The organism is Rhodanobacter soli (genome assembly GCF_039523495.1).
Lineage (GTDB): Bacteria > Pseudomonadota > Gammaproteobacteria > Xanthomonadales > Rhodanobacteraceae > Rhodanobacter > Rhodanobacter soli.
On the sequence record NZ_BAAAFK010000001.1, the window covers coordinates 3,177,335 to 3,196,290 of the forward strand.

Below are 18,956 nucleotides of genomic sequence, written 5' to 3' on the forward strand. Positions count from 1 at the left end.
ATGGTGATGGGCTGCCGGGTCGGGGCTGCGTGGATCAGATCACGCGAGAGTAGCGTGGGGCCTGTGCCGCGTCGTCCAGGTAGGCGTCGAAGCACATGGCGATGATACGCAACAGCAACCGCCCCTGCGAGGTCACCCGGATCTCGCGCGGGCTTTCCAGCACCAGCCCGTCTTCCAGCAGCGGCACCAGGCGCTGCCGCTCGCGCACGAAGTATTCGTCGAACAGCAGCCGATGGCGCGCGCCAAACGCCTGCTTGTCCAGCGTGCCATGGCACATCAGTTCGTTGATAAGTTCGCGCCGGATCACGTCGTCCTCGTCCAGCGCCAGCCCCCGCACCACCGGCAGACGGCCGGCGTCGAGCGCCGCGTAGTAGCCGATCAGGTCGCGCGCGTTCTGGCTGTAGCTGTCGCCGATGCGGCCGATCGCGCTGACGCCCAGGCCGACGATGTCGCAGTCGCCGTGGGTCGAGTAACCCTGGAAGTTGCGCTGCAATGTGCCGGCGCGCTGCGCCAGCACCAGCTCGTCGCTGGCCTTGGCGAAGTGGTCCATGCCGATGTAGACGTAACCGGCTGCCGACAGGTGCTCCAGCGCCCGACCGAACAGCGCCAGCCGCGTCGCCGGATCGGGCAGGTCGGCCGCGTCGAGCTGCCGCTGCGCCTTGAACATCTCCGGCAGGTGCGCGTAGCCGTAAACCGCCACGCGATCCGGGTTCAGCGCCACCACCTGATCCAGCGTGCGGCTGAAGCCGTCCACACTTTGCAGCGGCAGGCCGTAGATCAGATCGACGCTGGCCGAGCGGAAGCCCGAGGCCCGCGCCGCCTCGATCACCTCGCGGGTCTGCTCGAAGCTCTGGATCCGGTTCACCGCCTTCTGCACCAGCGGATCGAAATCCTGGATACCCACCGAGATCCGGTTGAAGCCCAGCTCGCCCAGGTTGCGAATGTAGGCGCCGTCGGCGAAGCGCGGGTCGATCTCGATGCCGTACTCGCGGTCCGCCGCGTGGCTGAAGCTGAAATGCCGCGCCAGCGATTCCAGCAGCTCGCCCATGTGCGCGGTATCGAGGAAGTTCGGCGTGCCGCCGCCGAAGTGCAGCTGGCGCACCGGCCGGTCGCGATCGAACAGCGGCGCGATCAGCTCGATCTCGCGGTACAGCCGTTCCAGGTAACGGTCGGCCTGGGTCACGTCGCGGGTGATCACCCGGTTGCAGCCGCAGTAGAAGCACGGGCTCATGCAGAACGGTACGTGCACGTACACCGACAGCGGCCGCGGGATCGGCTCCTCGTTGGAGGCGCGGATCACCTCGCGCAACGCCGCCTCGTCGAAGGCGGCCTTGAACTGCGGCGCCGTCGGGTAACTGGTGTAGCGCGGCCCGGCCACGTCGTAGCGGGCGATCAGCGCCGGGTCGAATTCGGGAGGTGTGATGGGAATGGCCATGACAACGAGTCTGTCGATGCCCTCGCCTGCCCGCATTGATCCGGATCAAGTCACACGACGGTTGCGGCGCCCTGCCGCAGCCCTGGCTCTCGCGGGACTCCGGCGCGTTTCAGCGGCTGTATGGTTCGATCCGCTGCTCGATCGAGCCGAAGATCGAGGCGCCGACGGCGTCGGTGACGTCGATTTTCAGGTGGTCGCCGAACTTCAGGAACGGCGTGATGGGATGGCCGTCGCGCAGGGTTTCCACCGTGCGCTGCTCGGCCAGGCAAGAAGCGCCCTTGCCGGTGTCCTCGTTCGCGATGGTGCCGGAGCCGATGATGGTGCCGGCGGTCAGCGGACGGGTCTTCGCCACGTGGGCGACCAGCTCGGCGAAGCTGAACTGCATGTCGACGCCGCACTCGGCCTCGCCGAACCAGGCGCCGTTCAACCAGGTGCGCATCGGCAGGTGCAGCTTGTCGCCCCGCCAGGCGTCACCGAGTTCGTCCGGCGTCACCAGCACCGGCGACAGCGCCGAGCGCGGCTTGCTCTGCAAGAAGCCGAAGCCCTTGGCCAGCTCGCCCGGGATCAGCCCGCGCAGGCTCACGTCGTTGATGAGGCCGACCAGCTGGATGTGTTCGGAGGCCTGTGCCGGCGTCACCGCCATCGGCACGTCGTCGGTGATTACCACCACCTCGGCTTCCAGGTCGATGCCGTAATCCTCGCTCGGCACCACCACCGGATCGCGCGGGCCGAGGAAGCCGGCACTGGTCGCCTGGTACATCAACGGGTCGGTGTAGAACGACTTCGGCACCTCGGCGCCGCGCGCGCGGCGCACGCGCTCGACGTGCGGCAGGTAGGCGCTGCCGTCGACGAACTCGTAGGCGCGCGGCAACGGTGACGCGAGCACGACCATGTCCAGCGCGAATGCGCCCGCGGCACTGCCGGCGTTCAACGCCTCGGACAGCGCGTTGAGCCGCGGTGCCGCGTTCGACCAGTCGTCCAGCGCCGCCTGCAGCGTCGGTGCGATGCCGCTCGCCTTCACGCCACGGGTGAGGTCGCGGCTGACCACGACCAGCGTGCCGTCGCGGCCGCCTTCCTTGAGAGATCCGAGTTTCATCGTGCCGCCTTGTGTCTGATGCGTGGAGGGATCGCCGTCACGGCGCGAAGTGCTTGCGGATATCCTGCCAGCATCGGTAGTAGTCGTGCTGCAGTTGCGGCGCGGCCAGCGCCTGCTGCGTGGGACGGATCACCTTGCGCGTCTCGAACATGAAGGCCATGGTGCCGTCGATCACGTCCGGCTTCGCGAGGTCGGCGTTCGAGGCCTTCTCGAAGGTGGCCGCATCCGGGCCGTGCCCGCTCATGCAATTGTGCAGACTCGCGCCGCCGGGCACGAAACCCTCGGCCTTGGCGTCGTACACGCCGGTGATCAGGCCCATGAACTCGCTGGCCACGTTGCGATGGAACCACGGCGGCCGGAACGTGTGCTGCGCCACCAGCCAGCGCGGCGGGAAGATCGCGAAATCCACGTTCGCCGTGCCGACGGTATCGCTGGGCGAGGTCAACACGGTGAAGATCGACGGGTCAGGATGGTCGACGCCGATCGAACCGATCGTGTTGAAGCGGCGCAGGTCGTACTTGTACGGCGCGTAGTTGCCGTGCCAGCCGACCACGTCCAGCGGCGAGTGGCCGATCTTCGCCGACCACAGCGCGCCCTGGAACTTCGCCACCAGCTCGAACGCGCCTTCGACGTCCTCGTAGGCCGCCACCGGAGTCAGGAAGTCGCGCGCGTTGGCCAGGCAGTTCGAGCCGATCGGGCCGAGGTCCGGCAGGCGCAGCAGCGCGCCGAAGTTCTCGGAGACGTAACCGCGGGCGAGGTCATCGGGCAGGTCGACGCGGAAGCGCACGCCGCGCGGGATCACCGCGATCTCCTGCGGCTCGATCTCGATCACGCCCAGCTCGGTGGCCAGCCGCAGCCGGCCCTGCTGCGGAACGATCAGCAGTTCGCCGTCGGCGTCGTAGAAGAACCGCCCCTGCATCGAGCGGTTGGCCGCATACAGGTGGATACCGATGCCCGCCTGCTCGGCCGGTCCGCCGTTGCCGGCCAGGGTGACCAGGCTGTCGACGAAGTCGGTCGGCGCGGACGGCAGCGGCAGCGGGTCCCAGCGCAGCTGGTTCGGCGTGGCCGGGGCTTCGTCGAAACGGTTGTGGAAGGTGGCATGCGCCAGCGGCTGGAACGGCTCATGCACCGCCGCCGGACGGACCCGGTATAGCCAGCTGCGCCGGTTCGCGTGGCGCGGCGCGGTGAACGCGGTGCCGGACAGCTGCTCCGCGTACAAGCCGTGTGCCACCCGCTGCGGCGAGTTCTGCCCCTGCGGCAAGGTGCCTGGAATGGCCTCGCTGGCGAACTCGTTGCCGAAACCGGATTGATAGCCGTTGCTGACGCTCATCGCCATGGGAACCGCTCCTTACAGGAATCCGCGCTTCATCTGGTCGCGCTCGATCGACTCGAACAGCGCCTGGAAGTTGCCCTCGCCAAAACCCTCGTTGCCCTTGCGCTGGATGATCTCGAAGAAGATCGGGCCGATCGCGTTCTGGGTGAAGATCTGCAGCAGCTTGCGCTGCTTGGTTTCCGGGTCGGCATCGATCAGGATCTTGTTCTTCGCCAGCCGCGCCACGTCTTCGCCGTGGTTCGGTATGCGCACGTCGATCACCTCGAAATACGCGTCGGGCGTGTCGAGGAATTCCACGCCGGCTTTGCGCATCTTCTCGACCGTGGCGTAGATGTCGTCGGTGAAGCAGGCAATGTGCTGGATGCCTTCGCCGTGGTAGGCGTCGAGGTACTCGTTGATCTGGCTCTTCGGGTCGTTCGACTCGTTCAGCGGGATGCGCACGATGCCGTCCGGCGCGGTCATCGCCTTCGACACCAGGCCGGTCTTGACGCCCTTGATGTCGAAGTAGCGGATCTCGCGGAAGTTGAACAGCTTCTCGTAGTAGTCCGACCACTTCTGCATATTGCCGAAGTACAGGTTGTGGGTCAGGTGGTCGATGAAGGTCAGGCCGAAGCCGGCCGGGTTCGGCTCGGCACCTTCGATCAACGCGTAATCGGCATCGTAGATGCTGCCGGCGCTGCCGTAGCGGTCGACCAGGTACAGCATGCAGTCGCCGATGCCCTTGATCACCGGCGCGTCGACCGCCTTGCTGGCGGCCTTGTCGCTCACCGCTTCGCCGCCATGGCCGAGCACGGTAGCCAGCACCTCGGCCGCGGGTTTCTTGAAGCGGATCGCGAAGCCGCAGGCACTCGGGCCGTGCCTGGCGGCGAAGTCGGCGGCGAACGAATCCGGGGCCTCGTTGAGCAGGAAGCTCACGCCGTTCTGCCGGTACACGGTGATCGGCCGCGTCTTGTGCCTGAGTACGGCGCTGAAGCCCATGCGCTTGAACAGCTCGTGCAGTTCGTGGGCGCGGCCGGCCGGGGCGGCGAACTCGACGAATTCGAAGCCGTCGATGCCCATCGGGTTTTCGAACGTGGTGACCTGCATGCCAAGGTTCGGCTGGGCGTTCATGGCGCTCTCCTGTCTGTCGGTGCACGACGGCAGCACGTGAGCGTGCCACCATCGGCGGTAATCTTACGTTGTAGTTTCATATGAAACCATTTGCAAGGATCACCGCCGCAATGCCCGTCAAGCGCCACCCAGCCCCCGCCACTGCCGAGCACGCCCCGCTGCAGCTGGAGCATTTCCTGCCGTACCGGCTGTCGATCCTGTCCAACACGATCAGCCAGGCCATCGCCGACGACTACCAGAGCCGTCACGATATCTCGATGACCGAATGGCGGGTGATGGCCGTGCTGGCGCGCTACGCCGGCCTGTCCGCGCGCGAGGTGGCCGAACGCACGGCGATGGACAAGGTGGCGGTGAGCCGGGCGCTGGCGCGGCTGGTCGAGGCGGGCCGGGTCGACCGCGCGGTCCACGACAACGACAAGCGCCGCTCGGTGCTCAACCTCAGCGACGCCGGCTGGGCGATCCACGACGAAGTCGCACCGATGGCCCGTGCGCGCGAACGCGAGGTGCTGGCGAAGCTCAATGCCGAAGAGCGGGTATGGCTCACCCGCATCCTGGACAAGCTGCTTTCTTGACGAGAATCGGGATGGGGAATTCGTCCAGGAGCGAAGTGCGAAGCCCCTGCTTTTTAGAATTCCGACTCCCGGCCTTCACCGTACCCCGTGCATCAGCTTGTTGATCAGCGGCGAGACCGCCAGCAGCAGTACGCCGGCACCGGCCAGCAGCCAGAAGCTGAAGGTGAAGCCGTCCAGCGCCGAGGCGGCAGTCATGCCGCTTTCTCCGCTGATGCGGCCCGCCAGCAGGCCGGACAGGTTGCCGCCCACCGCCAGCGAGAGGAACCAGCCGCCCATCGCCAGGCCGACCAGCCGCGGCGGCGCCAGCTTGGTCACCATCGACAGGCCGATCGGCGACAGGCACAGCTCGCCGACAGTCTGCAGCACATAGCACAGCACCAGCGGCCAGAACGGGATCAGCCCCTGGCCGCCGAGCAGATGTGACAGCGCGTACATCAGCACCGCGAAGCCCATGCCGTTGAAGATCAGCCCCAACCCGAACTTGCGCGGGATCGACGGCTCGCGGCGGCGCGCCGCCAGCAGACCCCAGACCACGGTAACCAGCGGCGCCAGCAGCAGGATCGCCAGCGGGCTCACCGACTGGAACCAGCCCACCGGGAACACCCAGCCACCGAACATTTCGCGGTCGACCAGGTTCGCCGCGAGAAAGTTGAACGACGTGCCCAGCTGGAAGTAGAACATCCAGAACAGGATGTTGAAGGCGAAGATCACCAGCATCGCCACCACGCGATCGACCTGCACCCGGCCGTGCTTCAGCGCCTCGACCAGCAGCATCGCCGCCACGCCGGCGAACAGCACGCCCAGCATCCACGACAACCCCGTGGTGACGAACGCCAGCAGCAGGTACACCAGCGGCACCGCCACCACCACGCCCAGCAGCACCCATACCACGCGCATCCGGCTGGCGGCTTCCGGCGCGGGACGGCCCACGCCTTGCAGTCCACGGCGCCCGAACCAGAACCACAGCAGGCTGAGCAGCATGCCGACGCCGGCGGCGCCGAACACGATGCGGTAATTCTGCTGCATCGGCGTGTCGGTGAAATGGCTGGCCAGCCAGCCGGTCAGCAGCGGCGCCAGCAGCGCGCCGCCGTTGATGCCCATGTAGAACAGCGTGAAGCCGCGATCGCGGCGCGGGTCGTCGCGTCCGTAAAGCTGCCCGACCATGGTGGAGATGTTCGGCTTGAACAGGCCGTTGCCGACGATCACCATCGCCAGGCCGGCCAGGAAGATTTCGCGGTCGGGCAGCATCACCGCGAACAGGCCCAGCGCCATCACCAGCGCACCGAGCAGGATCGAACGCTGGTAGCCGATGACCTTGTCCGCCACATAGCCGCCGAAGATGCTGGAGGCGTAGATCAGCGCCGTATACGCGCCGAAGATGCTGCTGGCCCAGGCCTGGCCGGACGCGTCGCCGCTGTAGAAGTGCGCCACGATGTACAGCGCCAGCGCCCAGCTCACGCTGTAGAACGCGAAGCGCTCCCAGAACTCGGTCATGAACAGCATCCACAACGGCCGCGGATGCCCGAGCAGTTGCGGATAATCGGGCGTCGGTACGCTGTCGCCGGTGGCGCTGGTCTGGCTCATGCATTGCTCTCGTCGACATGCCACCCGACGGGCACGGGCGCCAAGATTCGACCCGTCACCCGCTCCGCGTCAAATGCGCCAGACCAGCCGCAGCGTGTTGTCGTCGCACTTGCCAAAACAGAACCGGCGGCCGAAGCCGCCGGTTCCATGCAGTTGAAGCTGGCGCAGTCAGCGCACGCCGTGCATCAGCTTGTTGATCAGCGGCGCGATCAGGAACAGCAGCACACCGCCGCCGAGCAGGATCCAGAAGCCCATGGTGTAGCCGGACAGCGCCGACTCCACGGTCATGCCGGTCTCGCCGCTGACATGGCCTGCGAACAGGCCGGCCAGGTTGTTGCCGATCGCGGTGGACAGGAACCAGCCGCCCATGCCCAGGCCGACCAGCCGCACCGGCGCCAGCTTGGTCACCATCGACAAACCGATCGGCGACAGGCACAGCTCGCCGGAGGTCTGCAGCACGTAGCACAGCACCAATGTCCACAACGGAATCATGCCGCTGCTGTCGACCAGGCTGGACAACGCGTACATCAGCACCGCGAAGCCCAGCGCATTGCCGATCAGGCCGAGGCCGAACTTGCGTGGGATCGACGGCTCGATGCGGCGCTTGTCCAGCCATGCCCACACCAGGGTAACCAACGGCGCCAGCAGCACGATGGCAACCGGATTGACCGATTGGAACCAGCCGATCGGGAATTCCCAGCCACCGAACATCTGCCGATCGACGATGTGCTGCGCGAGGAAGTTGAACGAGCTGCCGGCCTGCTCGAAGAACATCCAGAACAGCACGTTGAACACGAAGATGATCAGCATCGCGATCACCCGCTGGATCTGCACCCGGCCGGTGCGGATCGCCTCCACCACCAGCATCACGCCCACACCGAGGAACAACGCGGTCAGCAGCCACTGCAACACCACCGCGCCGGCGCGATCCATCAGCAGGTACACCAGCGGGATCGCCACCAACACGCCCAGCGCGACATACACCACGCGCATCGGGTTGGCGATTTCCGGCGCCGGCATGCCGACCCGGCCAAGCTGGCGCCGACCGAACCAGAACCACACCAGGCTGATCAACATGCCCACGCCGGAGGCGGCGAACACCACGTGGTAGTTCTGATGCCCGGGCGTGCCGAATACCTTGGTCGCCAGCATGCTGGTCAGCACCGGCGCGATCAGCGCGCCGGCATTGATGCCCATGTAGAACAAGGTGAAGCCGCGGTCGCGGCGCGAATCGCCCTGCGCATACAACTGCCCGACCATCGAGGAAATATTCGGCTTGAACAGGCCGTTGCCGACGATGATCGTGGCCAGCCCGAGCATGAAGATCTCGTGCTGCGGCACCATCACCATGAACAGGCCGGCCGCCATCACCACCGCGCCCAGCAGGATCGAGCGCTGGTAGCCGATGATCTTGTCGGCCACGTAGCCGCCGAACACCGCGGTGGCGTAGACCAGCGCCAGATACGCGCCGTAGGTGCGGCTGGCATCCGCCTGGCCGGCGTCGTTGCCGTCGTAGAACTGCGCCACGATGTACAGCGTGAGCGCCCAGCGCATGCCGTAGAACGCAAAACGTTCCCAGAACTCCGACATGAACAGCATCCACAGCGGACGCGGATGCCCGAGCAGTTGCGGGTAGTCGGGTACCGGCCTGGTATCGCCGGAGAGTGTGGTGTTGCCCATGCCTGACCCCCGTTTGTCGACTGATCGAAAGATATTGCGAGGGGTCAGATGTAACCGCAGGCTGCGCGATCGTCAAATGCGCTGCAGCACGGGCCTCTCGTTCAGCTGCCCAGCACGGTGCGCACGTCCAGCAACTCGGGGAAGAATTCCAGGTCGAGCGCCTTCTTCAGGAAACTCACGCCGGACGAACCGCCGGTACCGCGACGGTGGCCAATGATCCGCTCCACCGTCTTCATGTGGCGGAAGCGCCACAGCTGGAAACTCTCCTCCACGTCCACCAGCTGTTCGCACATGTGGTATTCCGGCCAGAACCCCGCGCGCTGCTCGTAGATGCGCTTGAGCACCGGCAGCAGTGCCTCGTTGCGCTGATAGGCCTGGGTCCAGTCGCGCTGCAGCAGCTCGGCCGGCACCGCATGGCCACGCCGTGCCAGGTAGCGCAGGAATTCGTCGTACAGGCTGGGCGCTTCCAGCACCGCGCGCAGCTCGGCCTGCGCGGCCGGATCGTGCGCGAACACCTTGAGCATGCCGGCGTTCTTGTTGCCCAGCAGGAACTCGATCTGGCGGTATTGCAGCGACTGGAAGCCGGATGACGGGCCCAGCACGCCGCGGAATTCCAGGTACTCCGACGGCGTCAGCGTCTCCAGCACCGCCCATTGTTCGAACAGCTGGCGCTGCACCTGCTTCACCCGCGCCAGGATCTTCAGGCACGCGTCGACGTCGTCCGCCTGCAGATGCGTCACCGCCGCCTTCAATTCGTGGATCAGCAGCTTCATCCACAGCTCGGACACGTGGTGCTGCACGATGAACAGCATCTCGTCGTGATGCGGCGGCTGGCTCAACGGCTGCTGCGCCGACAGCAGCGTGTCCAGATGCAGATAGCCGCCATACGTCATCTGCCCGTTGAGGTCGGTCTGGATGCCCGCTTCGATATCGCGCTGGTTGTCGCTCATGGTGTTCCGTCACGTATTCGGAAAAGCCTCATGGTAACGGCTGTGTACCACTCGATACCTTGATCGAAGACAAGCCGCACACTTCACCATTGCCTGATACGCTCCCTTACTGCTCGCACAGGGTGGGCTGGTGAGGGGTCAGGCTCCGGATCCAACACACCCCGATGCGCACCACTTCCGATGCCATGGCCTGCGCAGAAAGCCAACCCCGGCGCGGCCCAGCGCCCCTCCACGGCACATGGAATCCGCCTCCCCATACGCCCACGAATGCTGCGCCGTACCTTGCAGCGCAACATGTCCGCCTGTTATCAAGCGCGGTCTTGTTCGGTCGTTTGTGTGCCCGCGGATCCTTCGAGGCCACACCATCAGCCAGGTTTTTCCCCTCTCTTCCTCACCCCCGGAGCGAGTCGTGACTATCGCCGCCAAGTTTGAAATCGAATACCTGCAATACCTCGATGCCGAGGGCAAGCAGGTTCGAGATGATCTGCCTGAGTTCGCCAAGGACCTCGGCCACATGGTCGAGCTGTACAAGCTGATGCTGTCCACGCGCGTGTTCGACGCCAAGTCGATCGCGCTGCAGCGCACCGGCAAGCTGGGCACCTACGCCAGCTGTCTCGGCCACGAAGCGGCGCACGTCGGCATCGGCAGCGCGATGAAACCCGAAGACGTATATGCGCCGAGCTACCGCGAATACGGCGCGCAGCTCTATCGCGGCGTGCAGCCGCGCGAGGTGTACATGTACTGGGGCGGCGACGAGCGCGGCAACGACTACCAGAAAGAACCGGCGCGGCACGACTTCGCCTGGTCGGTGCCGATCGCCACGCAGTGCCTGCATGCCGCCGGCTCGGCGCTGGCATTCAAGATCCGCGGCGAGAAGCGCGTGGCCGTGTGCACGATCGGCGACGGCGGCTCGTCCAAGGGCGATTTCTACGGTGCGATCAACATTGCCGGCGCGCAGAACCTGCCGCTGGTCTGCGTCATCGTCAACAACCAGTGGGCGATCTCGGTGCCGCGCAAGATCCAGTCCGGTGCACCGACGCTGGCGCAGAAGGGCATCGCCGCCGGCCTGTTCTGCATCCAGGTGGACGGCAACGACATCATCGCCGTGCGCAAGGCGATGGAAGATGCGCTCGATCGCGCCCGCAGCGGCCAGGGCGGCAGCGTGATCGAGGCGGTCACCTATCGCCTCGGCGACCACACCACCGCCGACGACGCGCGTCGCTACCGCGGCGAGCAGGAAGTGAAGGACGGCTGGGAAAAGGAGCCGATGAAGCGCCTGCGCAACTGGCTGGTGGCCAAGGGCGTATGGGACGACGCGAAGGAAGAGGCGTGGAAGGCCGAGTGCGACGACTGGATGGACAACGAGGTGAATGCCTACCTTGAGACCAAGACCCAGCCGGTCTCGGCGATGTTCGACTACATCTTCGCCGAAGTCCCCGCCGATCTCGCAAAACAGCGCGACTACGTCCTCTCGCTTGAAAACAAGGCGAATTAAGTCATGGCACAAATCACTCTCATCGAAGCCGTCACCCAGGCGCTGGCCTACGAAATGGCCCATGACGATTCCGTCGTGGTACTGGGCGAAGACGTCGGCGTCAACGGCGGTGTATTTCGCGCCACCCAGGGCCTGCAGGAAAAATTCGGCGAGCTGCGGGTGCTCGACACACCGCTGGACGAAACCACGATTGCCGGCGTCACCGTCGGCCTCGCCGTGCAGGGCATGAAGCCGGTCGCCGAGGCACAGTTCGAGGGCTTCATCTATCCGATGATGGAGCAGATCGCCTGCCACGCCGCACGCATGCGCAACCGCACCCGCGGCCGCCTCACCGTGCCGGCCGTGTGGCGCGCACCGTGGGGCGGTGGCATCCGTGCACCTGAGCATCACTCCGAAGCGAACGAGCACCTGTTCACCAACATCCCCGGCCTGCGCGTGGTGATGCCGTCGTCGCCCGCACGCGCCTACGGCCTGCTGCTCGCCGCGATCCGCGATCCCGATCCGGTGATGTTCTTCGAGCCCAAGCGCATCTACCGCCAGTACAAGGAAGAGGTGCCGGACGACGGCGAGGCGTTGCCGCTGGACGTGTGCTTCGTGCTGCGCGACGGCAGCGACGTGACCCTGGTGAGCTGGGGCGCGCAGGTGAAGGAGGCACTGGAAGCGGCCGACGAACTGGCCAGCCAGGGCATCAGCGCCGAAGTGATCGACGTCGCCACGCTGACCCCGCTGGACTTCGACACCATCGCCGAATCCGTGCAGAAGACCGGCCGCTGCGTGATCGTGCACGAGGCGCCGAAGACCGCCGGCTTCGGCGCCGAGATCGCCGCGCGCCTGGCCGAGGAATGCATGTACGACCTGCTCGCCCCGGTCGAACGCGTCACCGGCTTCGACACGCACATCCCGCTGTTCCGACTCGAAATGAAATACCTGCCGAGCGTGGAGCGCGTCGTCGACGCGGCGAAGCGCACGCTGGCGGCCAGCTAACCTTCAACGGACCCGATCCCATGGCTGATATCAAGACGTTCTACCTGCCCGACCTCGGCGAAGGCCTGCCCGACGCGACCGTGGTCGAGTGGCACGTGAAGGTGGGCGACAGCATCAAGCTCGACGCGCCGCTGTGCTCGATGGAAACCGCCAAGGCGGTGGTCGACGTGCCCTCGCCGTACACCGGCAAGGTCGTCAAGCTGCACGGCGCGCCCGGCGACATTATCGAGACCGGCGCCGCACTGGCCGATTTCGAGCCGGACCCGAACGCGAAGCAGCGTGCCGAGGCCGAATCCACCGGCCATCACCACGGCCCGAAGAAGAGCGTGGGCAGCCCCGCACCGGACGACGGCCACAAGGTGGTCGCCTCCGACGAAGGCGGCGAAGTCGAAGAGACGGCGGCACGCGAAGACGAAGGCACCGTGGTCGGCGCGATGGTCAGCGGCAACACCGTGCACGTCGAACAGGCCGCCAGCATCGGCGGCGTCAAGGCGGTGCCCGCGGTACGCGCGCTGGCGAAGAAGCTCAAGGTCGACCTCGCCCGGGTGCGCCCGAGCGGCGCCGACGGCGTGGTGACGATGAAGGACGTCAAGGACGCCGCCGCGAACGGCTCGGCCACGCTCGGCGCCGCGCCGACGCGTGCCGTGCCCGCCTCCGCCGGCCGCCACCTGGCACCGGAACTGCCGCAGCCCGAACCGCAGCGTGGCCCCGTCTCGCTCTCCGGCAAGCCGGTGCGCACCGCGCCGCCCAGCGTCAGCGCCAGCGGCCAGCCGGAACAGCTGAAGGGCGTGCGCCGCAACATGGCTCGCGTGATGGCCGACGCGCACGCCCAGGTGGTGCCGACCACCCTGGTCGACGACGCCGACCTGCACGCCTGGATCGGCAAACAGGACATCACCGCACGGCTGATCCGCGCCATCGTGTTTGCCTGCAAGACGGTGCCGGCGCTGAACGCCTGGTTCGACGGCAAGAACCTCACCCGCACGCTGCACCCGCAGGTCGACATCGGCATCGCGGTGGACACCGACGACGGCCTGTTCGTGCCGGCGCTGCGCAACGCCGACGTGCTCGACGCGGCCGGCGTCCGCGCCGCGATCAAGCGCCTGCGTTCGCAGGTCGAAGACCGCACGATCCCGGCCTCGGAGCTGTCCGGCTACACCATCAGCCTCAGCAACTTCGGCATGTTCGCCGGCCGCTACGCCACGCCGGTGGTGGTGCCGCCGACCGTCGCCATCGTCGGTGCCGGCAAGCTCAGCCACGACGTGGTCGCCGTCATCGGCGGCATCGAAGTGCATCGCCGCATGCCGCTGTCGCTGACTTTCGATCACCGCGCCGCCACCGGCGGCGAAGCGGCAAGGTTCCTCAAGGCGATGCTGGACGATCTGGCCCTGCCGAACTGAGCGGGCCGCAACCGCGGAAACAGACAGGGCGCTCTCGGGCGCCCTGTCTGTTTCTGCCGGCCGTCAGTAATCGCGCACGTCCAGCAGCATGAAGCAGCGTGCGCTGTAGTCGCCGCCGTGCGGCCACGGCACGGCGGTCAATGCCAGCGTTCCCGCCGTCCACAGTTCGTTGTCGAGCAGCGCCTCGCAGCGTGAATCGCCCGCCGCGGCATGGCTGTGCACCAGCCGCAGCCAGTGCAGCTCGGGGCTCAGCGCCTCGCGTTTCAACGCGGCCTCGATCGACGCCAACGCCTCGGCCGGCATGCTTGCAGCATCCGCACCCCGTGCGCTGAATGGGCCGATGAACACATCCCACGTGCGCGCGCCGATATCCCAGGCGGCGATCCGCATCCTGCGGTCGTCGGTGACGTACCAGCAGGCGGCCAGCAGCGGGTGGAACACATCCTGCTCGAACGTGCGCAGCGCATCGCGGCAGCCGGCGTCGCCGCCGCCCATGCCGGCGAAGCTCTCTTCGATGTAGCGCTCCTCGCTCAGCACCACGTCGACGTCGAGCCGGCCGGGTTCACTGGCGGCACCCTCGTGCCAGGCGGCGCGGATCGCGGGAAAATCACCATCGGTGACCAGCCAGCCGTCCTCGTCCACCTCCAGCTCGACGTCGTGGCGCTCGAACAACCGCAACAGGTACTTTTGCAGCGCCGCACTGTCCATCGTCATTCCTGCCCGCCGGTGTCATTCGTCGAAGGCAGCTCGCGCCAGGTCAGGTAGACGCGCAGGTCGAATTCCCGCTGGTGGTAATCCGGCAGCATGTACGTGCACAGCTGGTAGAACGCCTTGTTGTGGTCGAGTTCCTTCAGGTGCGCCAGCTCGTGCACCACGATCATCTGCAGGAACTCCGGCGCGGCGGCCTTGAACAGGCTGGCCACGCGGATCTCCTTCTTCGCCTTGAGCTTGCCGCCCTGCACGCGCGAGATCGCGGTGTGCAGGCCCAGCGCATTGCGCAACACGTCGAGCTTGCTGTCGTACAGCACCTTGTCGATGCCTGGCGCATTCTTCAGGTGCTGCTGCTTCAGCGCCGCCACATAGGCATACAGCGCCTTGTCGCTCTGCACTTCATGGCGATCCGGATAACGCTTCGTCAGGTGCTCGCCCATGCGCTCCTGCGCAATCAGTTCACGCACCTTGTCCTGCAAGGTGGCGGGGTACGCCTGAAGATATTTGAGCGGGATCATGCGGGGTATTCTCGCACTGCATCGCTGCACACGTATCGACCACCCGACGGAGGCATCCCATGCATCACAGCCGACTCTGCACCATCGTCATCGACTGCCACGTCGACGAGCTCGCACCCGTCGCCGATTTCTGGAGCCGGGCGCTGGGCAAGCCGATCGCCAGCGTCGACCAGGACGGCGACGGCAAGTACGCGGAACTGCAGACCGCCGCGGACGAACCGATCATCCTGCTGCAGAAGGTGGATCACCCCAGCCGCGTGCATCTGGACATCGAGACCGACGACCTCGACGCCGAGGTGGCGCGACTGGAGCGTCTGGGTGCGCGCCGCGTCGCGTTCGTGCGCGAGCGCTGGTGGGTGCTGGAGGCGCCGAGCGGACACCGCTTCTGCGTGGTACAGCCGCAGCGCGAGACGTTCGGACCGCACCTCAACCGCTGGGATTGACACGTCATCGCCAGCGCGGCAGCGCGCACCGGGCCAGTCAGCCGAGCCACCAGCCCAGCCAGGTTGCCGTCAGCACCATGACCAGACCCAGCAGCACCGGCCGCGCATAGTCCCAGTCGCCGTTCGCCCGGGCGATCACCGCCTTGGACAGGCTGTTGCTGGTCAGTGCGATCAGGATCGGCACGGCCGTGGCCGCGGGCTCGATCCTGCCCGCGGCGGCCAACGTCGCCACGGATACCGCCGCGGCATGCGTGTCGGCGAATCCGGCGACGCCCGTGGCGATGTCCAGCCCACGGTCGCCCAGCCAGACCCGCATCGCGGCCGACACCAGCAGCACCACGGCGATCATCAGCCCAAGCAACAGCGAAGCCTTGACGCTGAAGACGACGCTGCCCTGAACCGGATCCGGCGCGCTCAGGCGCAGGCCCTGCCATGTCCACAACGCGCCGTAGACCGCCGCGGTCGCGCCGCCGCAGGCCAGCGGCACGGCGAGCACGCGCAGCGTCGCCACGTCGGTGACCGCGAGTACCGCCGCCATCTGGGCAAAGGTGGCCACGGTCGAAAGCACCGCCGCCGCGATCGCCGAGCGCCGCAACGCCGGCAGGCTGCGCGCCTGCGCACCCATCACCCCGATGGTGGCAACGCTGGACACGAAGCCGGAGAGCAGACCGGCCAGCGGCAAGCCGATGCGGCGACCCGCAAGCCGCAGCAGCGCATGTGCAACGGCACCGATCGACATGATCAGGATCACGATCAGCCACAGCGAGCGCGGGTTGATCGCATCGAACGGACCCAGTTGCCGATCCGGCACCAGGGGAAGCACCAGCAGCGTGGCAGCGGCCAGCACCAGCAGGTTGTTCAGTTCCTCCGTGGTCAGCACGCCGCGCACGAAGCGGTGCATGGGCTCGCGCGCCGCCAGCAGGATCGTCACCACCACCGCCAGCCCGGCCGCCAGCGGCGGCTGGCGGATGGCCACCGCCCCCAACACCAGGCAGAGCAGCAGGCTGACCTCGGTGGTGAGGCCACGATCACTGTCGGTATCGCGCGCATAGGCAATCGCCAGGAGCGTCGCCACCGCGGCCATGGCCAGCAGCAGCATGGCCACGCCGAAGGTCGCGCTGGCCGCACCCAGCAAGGCCACCACGGCAAAGGTGCGAAGGCCGGCGACCGCGTGGCCGTTGCTGCCCTTGCGCCGTTCGCGTTCGGCACCGATCAGCAGACCGATGCCCAGCGCCACCGCGAAACCGGTCCAGGAAAAGACGACACCCATGAAGCCACATCCATGACGAATCGGACCGCATTCCGGCCACGTCGCGATCATGCCGGAGCACTCGCGGAAAGTCGCGCAGACGTGACAGCCGCTGCGGCCGCTCTGGCCCGAGCGACCGGCGCAACCGGCGACGCGCCCGATGGCGTCGGGCGCTTGCCCGCCATCAGATATCGAAGCGGTAGCTCAGCTTGACCAGCAGCTGCTCGTCGTCGCGCAACGCAAAGCTGTTGCGCAGCGCGTCAGTGGTCTTGCCGGCGAATTCGTCCTGGGCATAGCCGCCGCGTCCATACACCACGTAGAGATAGGACAGTGGCGCCAGCTCGTAGCGATAGCGGATCTGCAGGCCCAGGTTGTGCACGCTGAAGTCGTCGACCGGCTCGTTGCTGGCGGCGGCCCGTCCATTGACACCAACGCGATAGCCGCCACGCGCGCGTGCATCCAGTCCGATCGCCTGCAGTTTCAGGCGCAGTTCCTGGCGACTGTCGATGCTCCAGTCGAAACCGGCGTCGAGCAGCAGCGTGTGCTGGTCGAAGCGACCGACCAGGTTGTCGTGCTGCCACACCAGCCAGTCTGGCGTGTGTTCGTAGTACGGACCGGCATACACGCTGAACGCGTCGCTGATGAAATAGGTCGGGATGAACTTGACGTCGTAGCCGAGTTGCCGGTTGCCGCCCAGCCCGCCGCTGAGGACTTCTGCGTCCAGCTTGAACGCCCAGTCGCCGTGGCGCGGGCTGACGCGCTCGTAGACCAAGTCCAGCGAAGGCGGCAGGAACAACGCGCCATTGCCGCGGGTGAGCAGGTCGTCCCAGCCCGCGCTGTTGACGTTGAGCTGCACGATTTCGTTGGCGCCGTTGCGCAGGTTGCTGTTGCGGCTGATGCGCAGCTGGCGGCGCAGGCGCAGGCCATGATCGTTGTCCAGCCCGTCGATGCGGAAGCGCCATTCGTGCGAGCTGTAGGCGGAGTCGGCCGGCAGCGCCGTATTGCGCTTGCGCACTTCCCAGTGACCGTAGTTGAAGTCGTTGCGCTCCAGGTAGCCGAAGTCGTTAACCTGCAGCTGGTCGCCGAAATGCATGCCCAGCCACTGCTGGCGCCAGCCATCGCCCATCTCGTAATTGGCGATCACGGTGCCGCCGGTGTCGCGCGTGTGTGTGCCCGACTGCAGGATGTCGCTGCCGACCACGTTGCTGGTAACGGTCAGTTGCGGCGTGGGTCGCCAGCGATGATCGATGCCGAGCACGGTGGCCTCGCGATCCCGCCACGGCCGATCGACCCGGGTCAGCAGCATGCCCAGGCTCTGGTCGCCAAAATCATGGGTCAGCCGCGCGGCGCCGAAGAAACGTCCGGCCTCGCCGTCCTCGTCGGCGGCCAGCACGCCGTAACTGGTGGTGCCGAAACTGCCGTTGAGCTTCACCGCCGCGTTGATGTCGGCCGCGCCGTGGCCGTCGTCGGACGGCCCGCCGACACGCCGCGTATAGACCAGCTGGCTGTAGTCGTCGAGCAGGCTGAAGTCGAAGATGCCCTGATTTTCCGTGAAGAACGGCCGCTTGTCGCTGACGTAGGTTTCGGTGGCGCTGAAGTTGACCACCAGATCGTCGCTCTCGACCTGGCCGAAATCCGGATTCAGCGCCGCGGTCAGCTGGAACTGGCCGTTCGGCTTCCACAGCAGGTCGGCGCCTTCCTGGAAGTGGCTGCGGCCGCGCACGTTGTCGTACAGGCCGGACACGTACGGCGTCACCGCCAACAGCGACTGGCTGTACTGCGGCACCTCGACCCGGCTGAATGCGGACAGGAAACGCGGCAGCGTGAAGCTGGCCACCGGCCACGACGCGCGCTCGCCGGTCGAGCCGGTCACGCGGTCGAGGTAGACGCCGAGCGTGCGCTTGCCATCGCGCGCGGTGTGCATCGGCGCGATGTACCACGGGATCAGGATCTCGACCGACCAGCCTTCGGCATCCTCGCTCACCGCGTGTAGCCAGTTGCCGTCCCAGTCCTTGTTGAACTGGTTTTCGTTGGTCAGCACGGCATCGTTGATGCCGCCGGTCGAGCTGACCACGAAGTCGTAGCCGGTGCGCCCGTCGCCGTTGAAGTCGACCATCAGATTGACCCGGTCGACCTGGTCCTCGAAGTCGCGCTGCACGCGTTGGCGCGTGCGCGGCACGTCGGCCGGCTGGTCGCAGCGGAACGCCACGGCGAGACCCTTGGGCGTGGCCAGGATCCAGGCTTCGGTATGCAGCGAGCCCGGCTTGCCGTTAAGTGGCTGGGTCTGGCGGAAATCGGTGATATGCCGCGCGCCCTTCCACTCGTCGGCACCGATGTGGCCGTCGATGTCGACGGCCAGCGCCGGCGCCGACAACGCGGCAAGACTCACGAACAAC

The 18,956-nt window shown here is 66.7% G+C and carries 16 protein-coding genes; 5 read left to right on the forward strand and 11 right to left on the reverse strand.

Translation table 11 applies throughout. From position 1 onward, the window contains the following. Window positions 1–34: 34 nt before the first annotated feature. The 4 genes from hemN to hppD all read right to left on the reverse strand — a co-directional run bounded on the left by hemN (window position 35) and on the right by hppD (window position 4,974). Window positions 35–1,435 (reverse strand): oxygen-independent coproporphyrinogen III oxidase, encoded by a 1,401-nt coding sequence (gene hemN, locus ABD024_RS14390; protein WP_343853985.1) that lies wholly within the window; start codon window positions 1,433–1,435, stop codon window positions 35–37. A 109-nt stretch (window positions 1,436–1,544) separates the two neighbouring features. Further along, window positions 1,545–2,531: a fumarylacetoacetate hydrolase family protein gene (locus ABD024_RS14395; protein WP_343853987.1), complete on the reverse strand. Its 987-nt coding sequence runs from the start codon at window positions 2,529–2,531 to the stop codon at window positions 1,545–1,547. Between the two features lie 37 nt (window positions 2,532–2,568). After that, window positions 2,569–3,867, reverse strand: coding sequence for a homogentisate 1,2-dioxygenase (gene hmgA, locus ABD024_RS14400; RefSeq protein WP_425543150.1), 1,299 nt, complete (start codon window positions 3,865–3,867; stop codon window positions 2,569–2,571). Window positions 3,868–3,879: 12 nt separating this feature from the next. Further along, window positions 3,880–4,974 carry a 4-hydroxyphenylpyruvate dioxygenase gene (gene hppD, locus ABD024_RS14405; RefSeq protein WP_343853990.1) on the reverse strand — a complete coding sequence of 365 codons (1,095 nt, stop codon included), beginning with the start codon at window positions 4,972–4,974 and terminating at the stop codon, window positions 3,880–3,882. 110 nt (window positions 4,975–5,084) lie between these two features. On the opposite strand from hppD, the gene ABD024_RS14410 reads away from it, so the two are divergent. Next, entirely contained in the window at window positions 5,085–5,546 is a 462-nt protein-coding gene (locus ABD024_RS14410; protein WP_343853994.1) for a MarR family winged helix-turn-helix transcriptional regulator, read from the forward strand. 75 nt (window positions 5,547–5,621) lie between these two features. Here ABD024_RS14410 and ABD024_RS14415 read toward each other — a convergent pair whose 3' ends face one another. The 3 genes from ABD024_RS14415 to ABD024_RS14425 all read right to left on the reverse strand — a co-directional run bounded on the left by ABD024_RS14415 (window position 5,622) and on the right by ABD024_RS14425 (window position 9,760). Beyond that, window positions 5,622–7,130 carry a peptide MFS transporter gene (locus ABD024_RS14415; protein WP_343853997.1) on the reverse strand — a complete coding sequence of 503 codons (1,509 nt, stop codon included), beginning with the start codon at window positions 7,128–7,130 and terminating at the stop codon, window positions 5,622–5,624. A 168-nt stretch (window positions 7,131–7,298) separates the two neighbouring features. Beyond that, window positions 7,299–8,810, reverse strand: a complete 1,512-nt coding sequence (locus tag ABD024_RS14420) for a peptide MFS transporter (protein WP_343853999.1) — start codon at window positions 8,808–8,810, stop codon at window positions 7,299–7,301. A 101-nt stretch (window positions 8,811–8,911) separates the two neighbouring features. Continuing rightward, window positions 8,912–9,760, reverse strand: a complete 849-nt coding sequence (locus ABD024_RS14425; protein WP_343854004.1) for a tryptophan 2,3-dioxygenase — start codon at window positions 9,758–9,760, stop codon at window positions 8,912–8,914. 409 nt (window positions 9,761–10,169) lie between these two features. Between ABD024_RS14425 and pdhA the strand changes: the two genes are divergently transcribed. The 3 genes from pdhA to ABD024_RS14440 are packed head-to-tail and all read left to right on the forward strand — an operon-like array spanning window position 10,170 to window position 13,639. Then, entirely contained in the window at window positions 10,170–11,255 is a 1,086-nt protein-coding gene (pdhA, locus tag ABD024_RS14430; protein WP_343854008.1) for a pyruvate dehydrogenase (acetyl-transferring) E1 component subunit alpha, read from the forward strand. 3 nt (window positions 11,256–11,258) lie between these two features. After that, a complete protein-coding gene (locus ABD024_RS14435) occupies window positions 11,259–12,239 on the forward strand; it encodes an alpha-ketoacid dehydrogenase subunit beta (RefSeq protein WP_343854013.1) in 981 nt (326 codons plus the stop codon). Between the two features lie 20 nt (window positions 12,240–12,259). Further along, window positions 12,260–13,639 carry a dihydrolipoamide acetyltransferase family protein gene (locus tag ABD024_RS14440; protein ID WP_343854017.1) on the forward strand — a complete coding sequence of 460 codons (1,380 nt, stop codon included), beginning with the start codon at window positions 12,260–12,262 and terminating at the stop codon, window positions 13,637–13,639. 63 nt (window positions 13,640–13,702) lie between these two features. Here the strand turns inward: ABD024_RS14440 and ABD024_RS14445 are convergent, their stop codons facing one another. After that, on the reverse strand, window positions 13,703–14,347 hold the full coding sequence (locus tag ABD024_RS14445; RefSeq protein ID WP_343854020.1) for a DUF6348 family protein: 645 nt from the start codon (window positions 14,345–14,347) through the stop codon (window positions 13,703–13,705). Between the two features lie 2 nt (window positions 14,348–14,349). Continuing rightward, window positions 14,350–14,868: a M48 metallopeptidase family protein gene (locus ABD024_RS14450; RefSeq protein ID WP_343854024.1), complete on the reverse strand. Its 519-nt coding sequence runs from the start codon at window positions 14,866–14,868 to the stop codon at window positions 14,350–14,352. A gap of 59 nt (window positions 14,869–14,927) precedes the next feature. Here ABD024_RS14450 and ABD024_RS14455 point away from each other — a divergent pair, with 59 nt between their 5' ends. After that, window positions 14,928–15,311 (forward strand): VOC family protein, encoded by a 384-nt coding sequence (locus tag ABD024_RS14455; protein WP_343854028.1) that lies wholly within the window; start codon window positions 14,928–14,930, stop codon window positions 15,309–15,311. Between the two features lie 37 nt (window positions 15,312–15,348). Here the strand turns inward: ABD024_RS14455 and ABD024_RS14460 are convergent, their stop codons facing one another. Further along, window positions 15,349–16,581, reverse strand: coding sequence for an MgtC/SapB family protein (locus ABD024_RS14460; RefSeq protein ID WP_343854030.1), 1,233 nt, complete (start codon window positions 16,579–16,581; stop codon window positions 15,349–15,351). A gap of 163 nt (window positions 16,582–16,744) precedes the next feature. Next, window positions 16,745–18,346: a DUF5916 domain-containing protein gene (locus tag ABD024_RS14465; RefSeq protein ID WP_425543165.1), complete on the reverse strand. Its 1,602-nt coding sequence runs from the start codon at window positions 18,344–18,346 to the stop codon at window positions 16,745–16,747. Window positions 18,347–18,956: the final 610 nt, after the last annotated feature.